Below are 15,005 nucleotides of genomic sequence, written 5' to 3'. Positions count from 1 at the left end.
CTACACCTTCGCACTGGTGGCGCAGCCCGGACCGGAGGCTTGGCTGGTCCCGTGGGCTGCGGCCTGACCGATGCCGGTGAGGTCGGCGGTGGAGGGTTTGACCCGCAGGAGGCGGGCGGCCCAGGTGGGCAAGTACCAGTTGGCCTTGCCGAACAGGACGACCAGCGCGGGCGTGAGCAGTGTCCGCACCACCAGGGCGTCGATCAGGACGCCGGCGGCCATGCCGGTCGCCATCATCTTGATCGTCACATCAGGCGAGGAGGACAGTGACACCAGCGCGAGGAACAGGATCAGGGCGGCGCTGGTGACCAGCCGTCCGGTCCGGGAGATCCCTTCGACGACGGCCCGGTTGGTGTCGCCGGTGCGGTCGAAGGATTCTCGGACCCGGGAGAGGATGAACACCTCGTAGTCCATCGACACCCCGAACAAGAATCCGAACAGCAGCATCGGCACCAGGGGGTTGATCGATCCGGTGGCGGGGATGCCCCACAGGCTGTTCGAGCCGTAGCCGAGCTGCCAGATCAGGACCAGGACACCGTAGGCCGCCCCGACGGACAGCACGTTGAGGGCCACGGCCTTCGCGGGCAGCAGCAGCGAGCGCATGCCGCGGGCCAGCAGGACGAAGGTGACCAGCGCGACCACGGCCAGCAGCAGCGGGAACCACTGCATGAGAATGTGGGTCAGGTCGGTGTTCTGCGTCTGCTCGCCGCCGATCAGCGCGTTGTGCGGTGCCGCGGCCCGCAGATCCGCGACGGTGTTGCCCGCGTGGGCGGTGCCGACCTGCGCGTTGGGCAGGCCCATGATCACCGAGGTGCCGTTGCTGTTCCACTGCGGCGAGTTGGACACCAGCACGCCGTGCATGTCCGGAAGGGCGCGCAGCGTGGCGGCGGTCGCCGACGGGTCGGTGCCGGCGGGCAGCTCGATCGGGACCGAGGTGAGCACCCCGGTGGGGAAGCCGTCGTGCTGCAGCTGGACCAGAGCCTGTTCGGCCGGGCCGTTGGGGGCAAGCGAGGTGACCGAGGGCTGGTTCATGTTGATGGTCACGCCGAACGCACACAGCACACCGAGGATCGAGGCTCCGATCGCCACGGCGGTCTTCGGCCGCTTCACGATCCGCTCGGCGCCGGCTGTCCACATGCGGCTGGGGCCGGTGTTCTTGCGCTTGCGCAGCCGGATCTTGTCCAGGCGCGGTCCGATCGTGGACAGCAGCAGCGGCACGGTCGTCAGCGCGACCAGGGCGGCGATGGAGGGGATGAACAGACCCGAGATGCCGACGCCCTGGATGAACGAGACAGGGATGACCATCAGCGCGAACAGGCCGAGCGAGGCGATCAAGGCGGAGAAGGCGACCGAGTGGCCGGCCTTCTTCAGCGACGCGATGACCGCGTCCTTGTTGTCGGATCCGTTGTCGCGCTCCTCACGCCACCGGTTGACCAGCAGCAGCGCGTAGTCCACCGACAGGCCAAGGCCCAGCAGGGCGACGATGAACTGCACAGACGGGTTGATCGCGATGGATGTGGCGTAGGTCAGGCCCCAGATCGCCAGCTGCATCGTCAGCACCGAGACGATCGCCGAGATCATCGGCAAGATCGCCAGCGCGGAGCCGAACACCCACGCCAGCACGACCAGCGCGAGGCCGATCCCGATCAGGAGCTCGCCGAACACGCTGCCGCCGGAGCTGGTGCCACCCGAGCTGAGCTGCTCGATGCCGGTGGTCTGCACGTGCGCGCCGGGCACGTCCTTCGTGATCGCGGAGCCCATGGCGTCCATGACCGGCTGCGGGACCGGGTTGCCGGACGCGGGCGGGTACACCATCACCAGCGTCGAGCTGCCGCCCGTGCCGACCAGGGCCTTGTCGCCGGTGTTGGCGTAGGACAGGTCCCGCACCTGCGGCACCGACGCGGCGACCCTGTCGGCCGCGGCCAGTCCGGCCTTCACCTGCGGACTGTCGACGGTGGTGCCGGAGGGCAGGTCCACCACCAGGACGCTCGGGTTGGCGCCGACGCCGCCGTAGTGCTTTTGCAGTGACTGGTTCGCGGTGTAGCTGGCGGCGCTGATCGTCGTACCGCTCTTGAGGCGACCCGACACCTGCGGCGCCATCAGCACACCGATGACCGTGATGGCGACCCAGGCGATGGCCACCCAGAGCCGGTGCCGCATCACGAATGCGGCGAAGCGTTCCATGACTTCCTACCTCCAGGAGCAGTGGGGAGTCCGCAGCCGCAGACCTCTCACGCTGTCGAAGGTAGGAAGGGCGACCTTTCGATTCGCTTAACCCTCCCCCGTCGCGCGAGCGCCCCATTTCGGGCACGTTGGTGGCCGGTGACGCGCAGGTTTCCTCCGCCTTGACACTCCAGAACCACCGGTGCTGAGATCTGCCATAGCAAACAGCTTCGAACGTTTCCTACGGCAAAACAGCCGTTCAAACCCAATGCTGTAGCAAATAGACTGACAGAGAGGTCGTCGTCATGCGCACCAACCCCACCCGATCCGCCGCCGTGCTGGCGCTCACCGTGCTCGCGGCCGGCACGGCCCTGGCCGGCTGCTCCTCCTCGGGCTCCGCCACCACCGCAGGAACGGGCGGCACCGCGGCCCCCGCGTCGTCGGCGCCCTCCGCCCCCGCTGCGGTGGCCGACCTGGTGTCCAAGTCCCACAGCGAGCAGGGGCTCATGATCTACGGCAACTCGCCCACCGCGGTGATCCAGCCGCTGCTGGACGCCTTCACCAAGGCCTATCCGTGGATCAAGCCCGCGTACTCGCAGCTGTCGGACAATCAGGTGTACAGCAAGTACACCTCCGAGCACGCCCAGGGCGCCCGCAGCGCCGACCTGTTGATCTCCGACTCGATCCCGCAGGTGCTGCAGGGCGAGCAGAACGGCCTGTTCGCGAACGTCACCCCGCAGGGCCTGTCCCAGTTCCCCTCGTACACCAGCCAGGGCGACGGTGTGTACGTGATGTCACCGGATCCGGTGCTGGTCGCGTGGAACTCCAAGCTGATCCCGGACGCGAAGGCCCCCACCAGTTACGCGGCCCTGGACAAGGCGGTGAAGACCGACCCCTCGCACTACCCGCTGGTCTCCTACTCGCCGAACAACCCGCTCGGCTACGAGGCCGTCTACGGGCTCAACCACATCCTGGGCGCCAACACCACCAACGGGTACCTGAACACCTTCGGCCCGCACACCAAGACCCTCGACGAGGGCCTGGACGGTATGAACTACCTCGTCCAGGGCGGCGCGTCCGTCGGCTGGCTCTCCTCCGGCCTCGTCCAGGGCGTCGCCCCGCAGTACAAGGGCCTGATCAAGTACGGGTACATGACGGACGCCACCCCGCTGACCCCGCGCCTGATCACCCAGACCTCCGGCGCCGCCTCCCCGGCCTCCGCCCAGCTGTTCCTGGACTTCGTCTACTCCAACCCGGGCCAACAGGTCATGTGCGCGGCCGGCATGGAGGCGTCCATGAACGGCTTCAAGCCCGCCACCGGCTGCACCGCGGACCTGACCGACCTGGCCAAGCACGTCCCGGCGTCCGCCACCTACCTGGTTCCGGTCTCCCAGGACGTGGTCAACCAGCAGACGACGATCACCAACAACTGGAACAAGGCCCTCGGGCACTGATCACCATGACCCCCGACACCTTCACCGCGCCGGTCGCCGCTCAGCGACGCGACCGGCGCCGGGCCTGGTCCGCAGCGCCCGGCCAGTACCTGGTCTGGCTCCTGGTCGCGGTCCTGGCGATCGCACCGTTGGCGCCGCTGATCTACACCTCGTTCCTGTCCAAGCCGTACTACCTGCCCGGCGGCGTGTTCAGCGTCGACGCCTACCGGCAGCTGTTCACCGACCCCGCCTTCCGCACCGCCGCCCTCAACACGGTGATCTTCGCCGCGACCGCGACGACGGCCGCCGTGATCCTCGGCGCGGCGTTCGCGGTCCTGGTCACCCGCACCGACCTGCCCGGGCGCCGCCTGATCGGGCCGGCCCTCATGGCGCCGCTGGTCATCCCGCCTCTCGGCCTGATCGTGGGCTGGGAATCGCTGTACGGGCCGTCCGGCTACCTGACCCAGCTGTGGCACAAGAACCTGCACCTGCCGGTCTGGAACCTCACCTCCCTGCCCGGGATGGCAGCGATCGGCGCCGTGGTCACCCTCCCCATCGCCTACCTGACCTGCAAGTCCGTCCTCGAGGGAGCAGACGGCACCCTCGAGGACGCGGTGCGCGCGTCCGGCGGCGGCACCGGCCGCGTGCTCGCCACCGTCACGATTCCCATGCTGCGCACGGCACTTCTGGACAGCGGGATGCTCATCTTCACCCTGTCCCTGGAGGTGCTGGGCATCCCGCTGTTCCTGGGCCGGCCCGCGAACATCCAGTTCATCGCCAGCTACCTGTACGACACCTGGTCCAACAGCATGGTCCCGGACCCGCCGATCGTCTCCGCAGGCGCGATGCTGCTCCTGGTGGTCGCCTCCGCGATCCTTCTGCTTCGCTCCCGCCTGCTGCGCAACGCCAACCGCTACACCGCCGGCACCCGCGCCACACCCCCGGCCCGCCCGATCTCGCTGGGCCGCTGGCGCCGGCCGATCACCACGGGCGCGGGCGGGTTCATCGCGCTGACCTCGGTGATCCCGCTGCTCGGCCTGGCGTTGATGTCGTCGGTGACAGCCCTGACCACCCTGGTCGCCCCCTGGCACCTGTTCACCGCCGACAACTGGCGGCAGATCTGGAGCGACCCGAGCCTGCACCGCGCCATCACCGACAGCCTCGTCGTCGCTTCCGTCGGCTCCGTTGCCACCGTCGCCCTGGTCGCGCTCGCCACCGTGATCGCGGAACGCTCCGGGTTCCGCCTGCGCCGTACCCTGCCCGCACTGCTGGTCTACCCGCGCGCCACCCCCGGCATCGTGTTCGGCGTCGGCTTCTTCTGGCTCTTCCTCATCGTCGACTGGCCCGGCGCCATGCTCCGCAACAGCCTGTGGGGCGAGCTGATCGCCCTGTGCGTGCGCAACATGACGCTCTCCTACATCATCCTGGCGCCCGCGCTCTCCCGACTCAGCCCCGAACTCGCCAAGGCCGCGGCCAGCGTAGGGGCCGGCTGGTGGACCACCACCCGCCGCATCACCCTGCCGCTGCTGCGCCCCGCGCTGATCAGCGCCGTGGTGCTGATGTTCGTCACCCTGGTGTCCGACTACGACCCTGTGGTGTTTCTGACCAAGCCCGGCACCGAACTGATGGGCACCTCCATGCTGCAGACCTGGTCCAAGGGACTGCCCGGACCGGTCGCCGCCCTCGCCCTGGTCCAAGTCCTCCTCGTCGCCCTCGCGCTGACGGTCGGACTGGGCTGGACCCTGCGCAAGAAAGACCGCCGCCATGCCTGAGATCACCGTCCGCCAGCTCTCCCAGACCTTCGGCAGCAACAAGGTCCTCGACGAGGTCGACTTCACCGTCCCCGACGGGGCGTTCGTGACCCTGCTCGGCCCCAGCGGCTGCGGCAAGACCACCACCTTGATGTCGATCGCCGGCTTCCAGAGCCCCGACCACGGCGCCATCGCCCACGGGGAGCGCACTCTGTTCGACTCCGCCACGAAAACCGATCTGGCGGCCGAACAGCGCGAACTCGGCGTCGTCTTCCAGTCCTACGCCCTGTGGCCGCACCTGACGGTCGCCCAGAACGTCGGCTTCCCCCTCGAGATCCGCAAGGCCGGCAAGGCACAGATCGCCAGCCGCGTGCGAGCCGTCCTGGAACTGGTGGAACTGGCCCACCGCACCGACGCCTACCCCCACGAACTGTCCGGGGGTCAGCAGCAGCGCGTGGCGCTCGCCCGCGCGCTGGCGCACGGGCCCAGTGCCCTGCTGCTGGACGAGCCGTTCTCCAACCTGGACGCGAAACTGCGCGACCGAGCCCGCGAATGGCTCGGCGACCTGCAGCGCGACCTCGGCATCACCACCGTCTTCGTCACCCACGACCAGAACGAGGCCCTCGCCATGAGCGACCGGATCCTGGTCATGAACGGCGGCCGGATCGTCCGCGCCGGCACACCAGAAGACGTCTACCAGCGCCCCGGCAGCCGCTTCGTCGCCGAATTCCTGGGCCGCTGCAACTTCATCCAAGGCGCAGCCCGCGACACCGGCGCGGGCACCTGGCTCTTGGAAGCCCCCTACCTTACCGGCGGCATCGCCTTCCACGCCGACCACAACCCCGGCCCCGGCCCGGTCACCCTCGCCGTCCGCCCCGAACACCTCGTCCTCGACGACACCGACCCCGATGCGACGGGCCACGGATGGGAGGCAACCGTCACCCACACCACCTTCCTCGGTGACCACTACCTCTACAGCCTCCGGCTCGGCCCGCACGACCTCCAGGCCCAAAGCCCCCGCCTCATGCGCACCACCACCGTCCGCGTGTCGCTCGTCGCCGGTGCCGCGAACCCGGTCACCGCCGACCCGCAGCCCGAGCACATCGACCCCGGCCCGCAGCCCGCACCCGCGCGCCTGCACGCTGTTTGACAATGTGCTGTAGCAGATATCGAATACGACCATGCCGCTCCCCGCACTCAGCTCCCAGTCCCTGTCCGAGCAGGCCTACAAAGCCCTGCGGGCGGCGATCGTCCAGGGCGACCTCCAGTGGGGCGAGAAGATCACCGAACGGGGCCTGGCCGAACACCTCGGCGTCAGCCCCACCCCCGTCCGCGAGGCCCTGCGCCGCCTCGAACAAGAACAGCTCGTCGAACGCACCAGCCCGCGCTCGCTGCGCGTCGCGAGCGTCTCCCCGCTCGCCCGCAGCGAATCCGGCGCCATAGAGGCCGCCCTCGAAGGCGTCGCCGCGCGGCTCGCCGCCGAGAAGGCCACGTCCGAGCAGCTCGACGCCATAGGGCAGCTCCTCGACAGCGCCGACGAGGCCGCCGAGCAGCTGCGCGCGGACCGCGAGCACGGGCGCGATCTGGACCCGCAGAAGATCGAGCTGATCTTCAACGCGTTGCGGGACTTCCACCGAAGCGTCGAAGCCGCGGCCGACAACGCCCAGCTCATCCGTACGCTCGACCAGGTCCGCGCCTTCAGCCGCTCCGAACGCCTCAAGATCGCCTCGGCGCAGGTCGCCGCCGGCGAGACCGGCGGCCAGGAACAGCGCTACCAGCAGCACCGCGAGATCCTCGACGCGCTGCGCGACCGCGACGTCGAGCGCGCCGAGACCCTCGCCCGCCAGCACGCCATGTCCGCCGTCGGCGAGCTGGTGGGCTGGGACCGCCCCTAGACCCGCACCCGCGGCCGCCCCGTCCCGCGCTCGGCCGCACCATCACCCTGTTGCTATAGCATATTGCGTACGGGTGGCTCGTACAGAGAGGAAACCGTCTGATGGAGATCAGGATCCTGGCGCCGACGGGCGCCCTGGGGGCCGGCTTCCCGGCCGCGTCCCTGGAACGGGGCGTCGCCATGAAGCCGCACGTGATCGCCTGCGACGCGGGCTCCACCGACTCCGGCCCCTTCTACCTGGGCACCGGCGAGCCGAAGCTGTCCCGGGCTGCGGTGCGCCGCGACCTGAAACTGCTGCTCAAGGCCCGCGACACCCTGAACGTGCCGCTGATCATCGGCTCGTGCGGCACCAGCGGCCGCGACGAGGGCGTCGACCTGGTCGCCGAACTCGCCCGCGAGATCGCCGCCGAGGAGAACCTGTCGTTCAAGCTCGCCCTGATCTACTCCGGCCAGGACCCGGTGAGCCTCGCCGAGCGCTACGCCGCAGGCGACATCCGTCCGCTGGACCCAGCACCGTCCATCGACCTGGAAACGGTGACCGGCAGCCACGTCGTCGCCATGATGGGCGTCGAACCGATCGAGCGGGCTGTCACCGAGGGCGCCGACGTGATCCTCGCCGGGCGGGCCAGCGACACCGCGCTGTTCGCGGCACTGCCGCACCTGCTCGGCGCTGACCCGGGGCTGACCTGGCACATGGCCAAGACCGTGGAGTGCGGGGCCGCGTGCGCAATCCCTCCCGGCGCCGACGGACTGCTCGTCCGGCTGCGCGACGATCACTTCGACGTCGAGCCGCTCAACCCCGCCACCCGGCTGACCCCGCACTCGGTGGCCGCGCACACGCTGTACGAGAACGCCCACCCGCACCGGGTCGTCGAACCGTCCGGCGTCCTGGACACCACCCGTGCCAGCTACACCGCGCTCGATGACCGCACGGTGCGGGTGACCGGGGCGGAGTACCACGAGGCGGACACCTACACGATCAAGTTGGAGGGTGCCCGCCTGGTCGGCCACCAGACCATCGCGGTCGGCGGCATCCGCGACCGGGTCGTCATCAAGCACCTGCCCAAGCTGCTGCCGATGGCGCAGGACTTCTTCCGCGCGAAGATCCTCGACGTGTTCGGCGGCGAGGTGAACCCCGACGACGTCGACATCGACTACCGCCTCTACGGCCAGGACGCGGTCCTCGGCCCGTTGGACCCGCAGCGCTTCGACGAGGTGCACGAGCTCGGCGTGCTGATCACGGTCACCGCCCCCACGCAGGAGATCGCGCACGCAGTCTCGACGTTCGTCGCGCACATCTCCTCGCACCTGCCCATCCCCGGCTACGACGGACTCGCCAGCACCATCGCCTACCCGTTCTCCCCACCGGAGACCGACCGCGGCCCGGTCTACCAGTTCACGCTCAACCACGTGGCCGTGCCCGCCGACCCGTTCGAGATGTTCCGCACCGTCCACCAGGAGGTGGCGCCGTGACCCGGCTGCTCGACCTGTGCTCGCTGATCCGCTCCAAGAACGCGGGCCCGTTCACCCTCACCTTCGACTTCATGTGCAACGACCGCGACAGCTACGACCAGGTCCGCGCCGCCGGCGTGCTGAACCCGCAGCTGTTCGCCGACCTGTACGGCGCGGACCCCGACAAGGTCCTGGTGGTGCATCACGACCTGGCCCAGGCCGTGAAGGTGTCCTTTCCCCGCCCCGTCCGCCAGGGCGACGTCCACGACCGAGACTGCTACGGCGGCCAGCAGTACGCGCCACTGATCGACCTTCCCGTCCCCGCGGCAACGGACTGACCACCGATCAGAAGACCAGTCAACTCCGGGCGAGCGGGGCATTACGGGCGGATGTCGTGGCTCCGCGGAGATGGACCGGGTTCGATGATTCGGCGGGCGGCCTCGACGACCGCCGCCCGGTGCTGGGCCAGGCGTTCCGGCTTTTGGAGCCGGCCGCCCTCGTCGGCCCAGAACCAGGCCTGGGCAGCGGCCAGGACCATGGTCAGCAGGTCGTCGGGCAGCATCTCCCGGACGAGGTCGCCACGCTGCTGCGCCTCTGCGACGCCGGCGGTCTTGCCCGCGAAGGCCTCGGCTTCGAGCCCGTCGGTGTCGGGGCGTTCCAGGAGCTTCCACAGGCGCAGGCGCATGAGGTCCGGCCGGGCGACGAGGTGGTCGAAGATCGCTCCGGCGTAGCCGGGCAGGTCCTCGACGTCGAACGGCACGGCGGCGATGCCGGCCTCGACCGCCCGTCGCAGGACCTCGTCGAACAGCTGCTCCTTGTTGCCGAAGTAGATGTAGATCATCCGCTTGTTCGCCCCGGCGTTCTCAGCGATGCGGTCCACGCGGGCGCCGGCGATGCCGTAGGCGGCGAACTCGGCGAAGGCGGCGTCGAGCAGACGGGTCTTGGTGGCGTTGGCATCGCGTGGTGGCATGAACCAACCATACAACTAACTATCCAGTTGGTTGACTCGCGGAAGAGGCGGATCTACGTTGGTATCTATCCGGTTAGTTTGGAGGACAGTGATGGAACAGCGCACGCTGGGCAGTGAGGGTCTGACCGTGGGGGTGCAGGGGCTCGGCTGCATGGGCATGAGCGCCTTCTACGGCACGACCGACGAGACGGAGTCCCTCGCCACGATCGACCGGGCGCTCGAACTGGGCGTCACCTTGCTCGACACAGCCGAGAGTTACGGCCCGTTCGCCAACGAGCAACTCCTCGGCAAGGCGCTGGCCGGGCGCCGCGACGCCGCCGTGCTGGCCACCAAGACCGGCGTGGAGATCACCGACGACGGGCAGGTCGTCGGTCTCAACGGCCGGCCCGACTACATGCGCCACGCGCTGGAGCGGTCGCTGCGGCACCTCGGCACCGACCACGTCGACCTGTACTACCTGCACCGCATCGATCCGGGCGTGCCGATCGAGGAGACCGTGGGGGCCTTGGCCGAGCTGGTCGCCGAGGGCAAGGCGCGCCACATCGGCGTGTGTGAGGCCTCGGCGTCCACGATCCGGCGCGCCCACGCGGTCCACCCGCTGGCCGCCGTGCAGACCGAGTATTCGCTGTTCGAGCGCGGCATCGAGCACAACGGCGTCCGGGACGCGCTGCGGGAGCTGGGGATCGGCCTGGTCGCCTACTCCCCGCTGGGACGCGGTTTCCTGTCCGGCGCCATCACCAGCCCCGACGACTTCGCCGCCGACGACTGGCGGCGCACCGACCCCCGCTTCCAGGGCGAGAACTTCGACCGGAACCTCGACGTCGTCAAGGCGGTCAACAGCCTCGCCCAGGCCAAGGGCGTCACCCCCTCCCAGCTGGCCCTGGCCTGGGTCCAGCACCAGGGCGCGGTCGCCATCCCCGGCACCAAGCGCCGCCGCTACCTGGAGGAGAACATCGCGGCCACGGAGATCGCTCTCACCGACCAGGACCTCGCCGCGATCGAAGCCGTCGCCCCGCACGGCGTCGTCACCGGGGAGCGGTACGCCCCCGAGCACATGGGCACCCTCGACGGCTGACCCGACACCACCCGGCCTTCCGGGTGCGTGGCCCGCACCGTCAACCGAAGTTCCGGATCACAAAAAGGGACACTGCAATGCCGCACGCGGCCGACCGCCTCACCCTCGGCGCCTTCCTCGTGCAAACGGGAGACCGGAACATCCTGGTCGACCTCGGCATCGATGGCCGAGCCGACCTGCGTCTTCTCCACGGACGTCGACCCGGACCGGGCCCGGAAGGTGCGCAACCGCATCCTCCAGCGCCCCGACACCGTCATCGCCGCCGGTCACTTCACCGACGGCGTCTTCGGCCGCGTCACCCCGGCCGGCACCGCCTACACCTGGACCCCCATCCACCCCGTACCGGCCACCGGATGACGCACCCCGCGCGTCTACCCGCAGCTCTGACGGAGCCTCATACCGTACCGGTTACCGGGCCCTGACCACTGATACCCGAATTGCAGCACCCGATTTCGAAGGAGACGCCATGTCCCCCCACGCACCCGTCACGCCGCAGGAAGCCGCTGACCGGCTGGCCATCCGCGAGCTCGTCGACGCCTACGCCCACTGCGCCGACCGCCGCGACGCGAAGGGCCAGATGGCCCTGTTCACCGAGGACACCCGCTTCCTGGTCTACATGGACGCCACCGCTGCCGAACCCACCCAGGAACTGAACGGCCGCGACTCCCTGGCCCCGGTGTTCGACAACCTGAACACCTACCGGACCACCACCCACTTCAACGGCCAGAGCACCGTCACCCTCGACGGCGACCGCGCCACCGGCGAAAGCTACTGCATCGCCCACCACATCTCCCGCGAACAGCCCCCGCAGCGCACCATCATGATCGCCTCCATCCGCTACCTCGACCAGTTCGTCAAGCAGGCCGACGGCAACTGGTACTTCGCCGAACGCCGCCTCATGGTCGACTGGACCGAGACCCGGCCCTGCTCCCCCTGAGCACCAATCCCCGGGACGTCGTCCCCGCCCAACCGGCCGTCAGCGGGCGGGAGTCTTCCCCCACCAGGCCGCGATGACCAGCGCCACCGACGTGGCCGAACTGACCAGCGCCGCAGACTCCGCCGCGCGCAGGCCCGTCAGGATCCGGCGTCGGCCAGGCTGTTCAGGCCGAGCCCGCCGCCCGCCGGTCGCTCGCCTTGGGCGGGCGCCAGTCCACCGGCGGCGGCAGTGTGCCCTGCGCGATGATGTTCGCGTAGACGCTCTCCAGCGCTTGGCTGAGCGGCCCTTCGAGCTCGCGGGGCAAGCCGTCGAAGAACAGGTGACGCACGAGTTCCACGTGTCCCACAGCCGCGGCCTCGAGGACCTGCCGGCCGTGTGGGGTCAGCCTCACCTCGGTCACGCGGCGGTCGTTCTCGGACGGGCTGCAGCTCACCAGATCCCGCTTGGCCATCCGCCTCACGTGGTGCGAGACCCGGCTGCGCTCCCAGCCGATCTGCGCGGCCAGCACCGTGATCGGCATCAGGCCCTGGTCGGCGACGCTCAGGGCGGTCAGGACGTCGTAGTCCGGCAGGGACAGATCGCTGTCGGACTGGAGCTGGCGATTCATCTCGTAGGTCAGCCGCAGCTGAACCCGGATGTACGCCAGCCAGGCCCGTTGCTGTTCGCCGTCGAGCCACCCGCCCTCGGGCACCGGCGCGCTGCCGTTGGCATTGCGTGACATATCACCTAAGCTTTCTTTGTAGCACCACCTTCGAGGCGTGCCGCCCCCACATCATCTCGCGCGGGTCGGCAGGAGCAGGAGGCACCCATGCCGTATGCAGCAGTGCTCACCGGATACGGAGCGCCGGAGGCGCTCGTGTGGTCGAAAGTCGCCCTGCCCGCCCCCGGACCCGGCCAGGTCCGGATGCGCGTGCACGCGGCGGGAGTCGGTCCGACCGACCTCAAGATCCGGCGGGGCGACCTGCGAGAGGTCTTCCCGCTGCCCGACCCCGCTGTTCTCGGCTTCGAGGCCGCCGGCACCGTCGACGCCCTCGGCCCGGGTGTGACCGGCGTGTCGGTGGGTGAAGAGGTTGCCGCCCAGCTGCCCACCCTCGGCGGGTACGGCGAATACGCCCTCGCCTCGGCCTGGACCGCCAAACCGGCCGGCGTCAGCTGGGCCGACGCCGCGGCGCTGCCCGCCTCGGCCGAAGCCGCCCTCGGCGTCCTGCGCCAACTCGGCGTCACCTCCGGCGAGACCTTGCTCGTCCTCGGCGCCGGAGGCTCGGTCGGCGTGATCGCCACCCAACTGGCTCTGTCCCAGGGCCTCACAGTCTTCGGCGCCACCGGCACTCGCGACGAGCAGTTCGTCAAGGATCTCGGCGCGATCCCGGTCCGCTACGGACCGCAGCTCCTTGCGCAGATGCGCACGCACGTGGGCAAGGTGGACGCCGTCTTCGACGCCGGAGGCAAGGGCGGTCTGCGCGACGCTGTCGAACTCGCGGGCGGCCCCGCGCGCGTGATCACCCTCGCCGACGAGCACGCGGCCGACTTCGGCGTCACCCTCTCCGCCCCCACCCCGGACCGCGCCCCCGACGCGGTTGAGCAGACCATGCCGCTACTTGCTTCCGGGCAACTCCGCCTGCGTGCCCAGCGGCTCCTGCCCATGCGGGACGCCGCGCAGGCGCACGCCCTCCTCGAAGCTGGAACAGCGCACGAGAAACTCATCCTCACCCTTTAGCGGCCGTGGAAGGAGCCAAAGATGGAGAGCCCGATCGAAGTAGTACGCAGGTTCTGCGCAGCGTGGTCGGACAACGCTGGGGCCGCCGAGCTGGCAGCCTTTTTCGCCGACGATGCCGTGTACCACAACATCCCGCTCGAGCCGACCACCGGCCGAGAGGCCATCGCCAACACCATCACCACGTTCATTCGCCCTGGCCCGCCAGGCATTGAGCACATCGAGTTCCGCGTCATCAACATCGCAGCCAACGGACCGGTCGTGATGACCGAGCGGGTGGACGTCTTCAGGCTCACTGACAGATCGTTCGAACTGCCGGTCATGGGGACCTTCGAGGTCGCTGACGGCAAGATCAACGCCTGGCGCGACTACTTCGACATCAACCAGTTCACCAGCCGAATGGGATAAGGCCGGACCTCATCAAGGCTCGGCTCGATCACGCGCTGCCGATCCTTCACCGCGCAGTGGGAGGCAGGAAGTCCGAACCCCCACTGGGCATGGCTGGGCGTGATCTCTCGGGGGGTCGGCAAGAATTGACTGCCCTTCACCTCCGGCGAGGGGCAAGATCGTCCTCATGGCCGCTGAACGAATATTCGCCGACGCCCAAACCCTGACCCCGGTGATCCGGGAGGTGTTCGGCACCGACCGTCGCATCGCCGCCGTCGACCGCCTGCTCAACGGCACCAAGAAGGGCGTCTACCGGGTCACGCTGGACGACGCCACCAGCACGATCGTCTATGTCTGGAACGCCGACGAGGACTACTGGGACGGGCTGCTTCCTGACGGTCACGACGATCCGTCGAACCCGTTCGCCCACGCCTCCGGCATCGAGTTCTTCGAGGGTGCCACCCGTCGGCTGGAAGCGGTAGGAGCCCGTTCACCGCGGCTGTTGCTCGCCGACCGCAGCATGAATCTGTACCCGGCCGACATCGCCGTCGCGGAGGACGTCCGCGGTGGAACGCTGGAGGCGCTGCTGGAACACGACCCGGACGCCGGCCGGCGAACGCTCGCCCAGCTCTCAGACATGCTGCGGCGCATGCACGCCTACCGAGCGCCGGCGTTCGGGCGGGTGGCGTGGATCGATGGTGGGGGTGCGCCGCTGGACATGACCTGCGAGCAGGCATACCTGGAGCGCACGTTGGTGAACATTGCCACTGCCGTGCCCCGTGACGCCCGCGCGGCCGAAGGCGAGGCGATGCTGGAGGAGAAGCTCCGCACTCTGCACGCCGCACTCGAACCGCGCGCAGAGCTGGGCGTGGTCCACGGCGAGCTCTGCGCGGAACACACCCTCGTCGGGCCGGACGGGGAGCCCGTCATCATCGACATCGAGGGCCTGATGTACACCGATATCGAAGTGGACCACTGCTGGATGCGGATGCGCTTCGGCCCGCACTACGAGGCGCTCCGCAACCCGGACCTCGACCCGCGGCGCGTCAAGTACTACCAGTACGTCATGCACCTGGACTTGGTCGGCGGCCCGCTTCGCATCGCCGAGGGCGACTTCCCGGACCGGAAGTGGATGCTCGACGTCGCCGACTTCCATCTGCAGAAGGCGCTCGCCTACGAGGCATGATCGTCGCGGCCGCTCCCGCCTACAACCGGGGGCGGCGCAGGGC

At 69.4% G+C, this 15,005-nt stretch carries 15 protein-coding genes; 12 read left to right on the top strand and 3 right to left on the bottom strand.

All coding sequences use genetic code 11. The features are described 5' to 3' along the window. On the bottom strand, positions 1–2,184 hold the full coding sequence (locus tag I2501_RS01150) for an MMPL family transporter (RefSeq protein ID WP_196191838.1): 2,184 nt from the start codon (positions 2,182–2,184) through the stop codon (positions 1–3). 284 nt (positions 2,185–2,468) lie between these two features. Between I2501_RS01150 and I2501_RS01145 the strand changes: the two genes are divergently transcribed. The 6 genes from I2501_RS01145 (at position 2,469) to I2501_RS01120 (ending at position 9,031) form a co-directional block, all read left to right on the top strand. Next, positions 2,469–3,617, top strand: coding sequence for an ABC transporter substrate-binding protein (locus I2501_RS01145; protein WP_196191837.1), 1,149 nt, complete (start codon positions 2,469–2,471; stop codon positions 3,615–3,617). Positions 3,618–3,622: 5 nt separating this feature from the next. Next, positions 3,623–5,368 carry an ABC transporter permease gene (locus I2501_RS01140; protein ID WP_196191836.1) on the top strand — a complete coding sequence of 582 codons (1,746 nt, stop codon included), beginning with the start codon at positions 3,623–3,625 and terminating at the stop codon, positions 5,366–5,368. After that, entirely contained in the window at positions 5,361–6,497 is a 1,137-nt protein-coding gene (locus tag I2501_RS01135) for an ABC transporter ATP-binding protein (protein WP_196191835.1), read from the top strand. The genes I2501_RS01140 and I2501_RS01135 overlap by 8 nt, the downstream gene beginning before the upstream one ends. A gap of 31 nt (positions 6,498–6,528) precedes the next feature. Beyond that, positions 6,529–7,242 (top strand): GntR family transcriptional regulator, encoded by a 714-nt coding sequence (locus tag I2501_RS01130; protein ID WP_196191834.1) that lies wholly within the window; start codon positions 6,529–6,531, stop codon positions 7,240–7,242. A gap of 101 nt (positions 7,243–7,343) precedes the next feature. Next, on the top strand, positions 7,344–8,714 hold the full coding sequence (locus tag I2501_RS01125) for an acyclic terpene utilization AtuA family protein (RefSeq protein WP_196191833.1): 1,371 nt from the start codon (positions 7,344–7,346) through the stop codon (positions 8,712–8,714). Beyond that, a complete protein-coding gene (locus I2501_RS01120; RefSeq protein ID WP_196191832.1) occupies positions 8,711–9,031 on the top strand; it encodes a DUF4387 domain-containing protein in 321 nt (106 codons plus the stop codon). Before I2501_RS01125 ends, I2501_RS01120 begins: the two co-directional genes overlap by 4 nt. Positions 9,032–9,072: 41 nt before the next feature. On the opposite strand, the gene I2501_RS01115 is transcribed toward I2501_RS01120, so the two are convergent. Continuing rightward, entirely contained in the window at positions 9,073–9,663 is a 591-nt protein-coding gene (locus tag I2501_RS01115) for a TetR family transcriptional regulator (RefSeq protein ID WP_196191831.1), read from the bottom strand. Positions 9,664–9,754: 91 nt separating this feature from the next. Here I2501_RS01115 and I2501_RS01110 point away from each other — a divergent pair, with 91 nt between their 5' ends. The 3 genes from I2501_RS01110 to I2501_RS01100 all read left to right on the top strand — a co-directional run bounded on the left by I2501_RS01110 (position 9,755) and on the right by I2501_RS01100 (position 11,675). After that, positions 9,755–10,738 (top strand): aldo/keto reductase, encoded by a 984-nt coding sequence (locus I2501_RS01110; protein WP_196191830.1) that lies wholly within the window; start codon positions 9,755–9,757, stop codon positions 10,736–10,738. Between the two features lie 162 nt (positions 10,739–10,900). Further along, positions 10,901–11,095 carry a hypothetical protein gene (locus I2501_RS01105; protein ID WP_196191829.1) on the top strand — a complete coding sequence of 65 codons (195 nt, stop codon included), beginning with the start codon at positions 10,901–10,903 and terminating at the stop codon, positions 11,093–11,095. A gap of 109 nt (positions 11,096–11,204) precedes the next feature. Beyond that, positions 11,205–11,675 (top strand): nuclear transport factor 2 family protein, encoded by a 471-nt coding sequence (locus I2501_RS01100; RefSeq protein WP_196191828.1) that lies wholly within the window; start codon positions 11,205–11,207, stop codon positions 11,673–11,675. A gap of 163 nt (positions 11,676–11,838) precedes the next feature. Here the strand turns inward: I2501_RS01100 and I2501_RS01095 are convergent, their stop codons facing one another. Continuing rightward, positions 11,839–12,396 (bottom strand): MarR family winged helix-turn-helix transcriptional regulator, encoded by a 558-nt coding sequence (locus tag I2501_RS01095; RefSeq protein WP_196191827.1) that lies wholly within the window; start codon positions 12,394–12,396, stop codon positions 11,839–11,841. Positions 12,397–12,483: 87 nt separating this feature from the next. Here I2501_RS01095 and I2501_RS01090 point away from each other — a divergent pair, with 87 nt between their 5' ends. The 3 genes from I2501_RS01090 to I2501_RS01080 all read left to right on the top strand — a co-directional run bounded on the left by I2501_RS01090 (position 12,484) and on the right by I2501_RS01080 (position 14,962). Next, positions 12,484–13,392, top strand: coding sequence for an NADP-dependent oxidoreductase (locus I2501_RS01090; RefSeq protein WP_196191826.1), 909 nt, complete (start codon positions 12,484–12,486; stop codon positions 13,390–13,392). A 21-nt stretch (positions 13,393–13,413) separates the two neighbouring features. Further along, positions 13,414–13,797, top strand: coding sequence for a limonene-1,2-epoxide hydrolase family protein (locus tag I2501_RS01085; RefSeq protein WP_196191825.1), 384 nt, complete (start codon positions 13,414–13,416; stop codon positions 13,795–13,797). Positions 13,798–13,963: 166 nt separating this feature from the next. Further along, entirely contained in the window at positions 13,964–14,962 is a 999-nt protein-coding gene (locus I2501_RS01080; protein WP_196191824.1) for an aminoglycoside phosphotransferase family protein, read from the top strand. The last annotated feature ends 43 nt before the right edge of the window (positions 14,963–15,005 follow it).

The sequence above is a fragment of the Streptacidiphilus fuscans genome (genome assembly GCF_015690355.1).
In the GTDB taxonomy this organism is placed as follows: Bacteria; Actinomycetota; Actinomycetes; order Streptomycetales; family Streptomycetaceae; genus Streptacidiphilus; species Streptacidiphilus fuscans.
The sequence above is the reverse complement of the archived record's forward strand: the minus strand, read 5'-3'. Positions and strand labels throughout refer to the sequence as shown.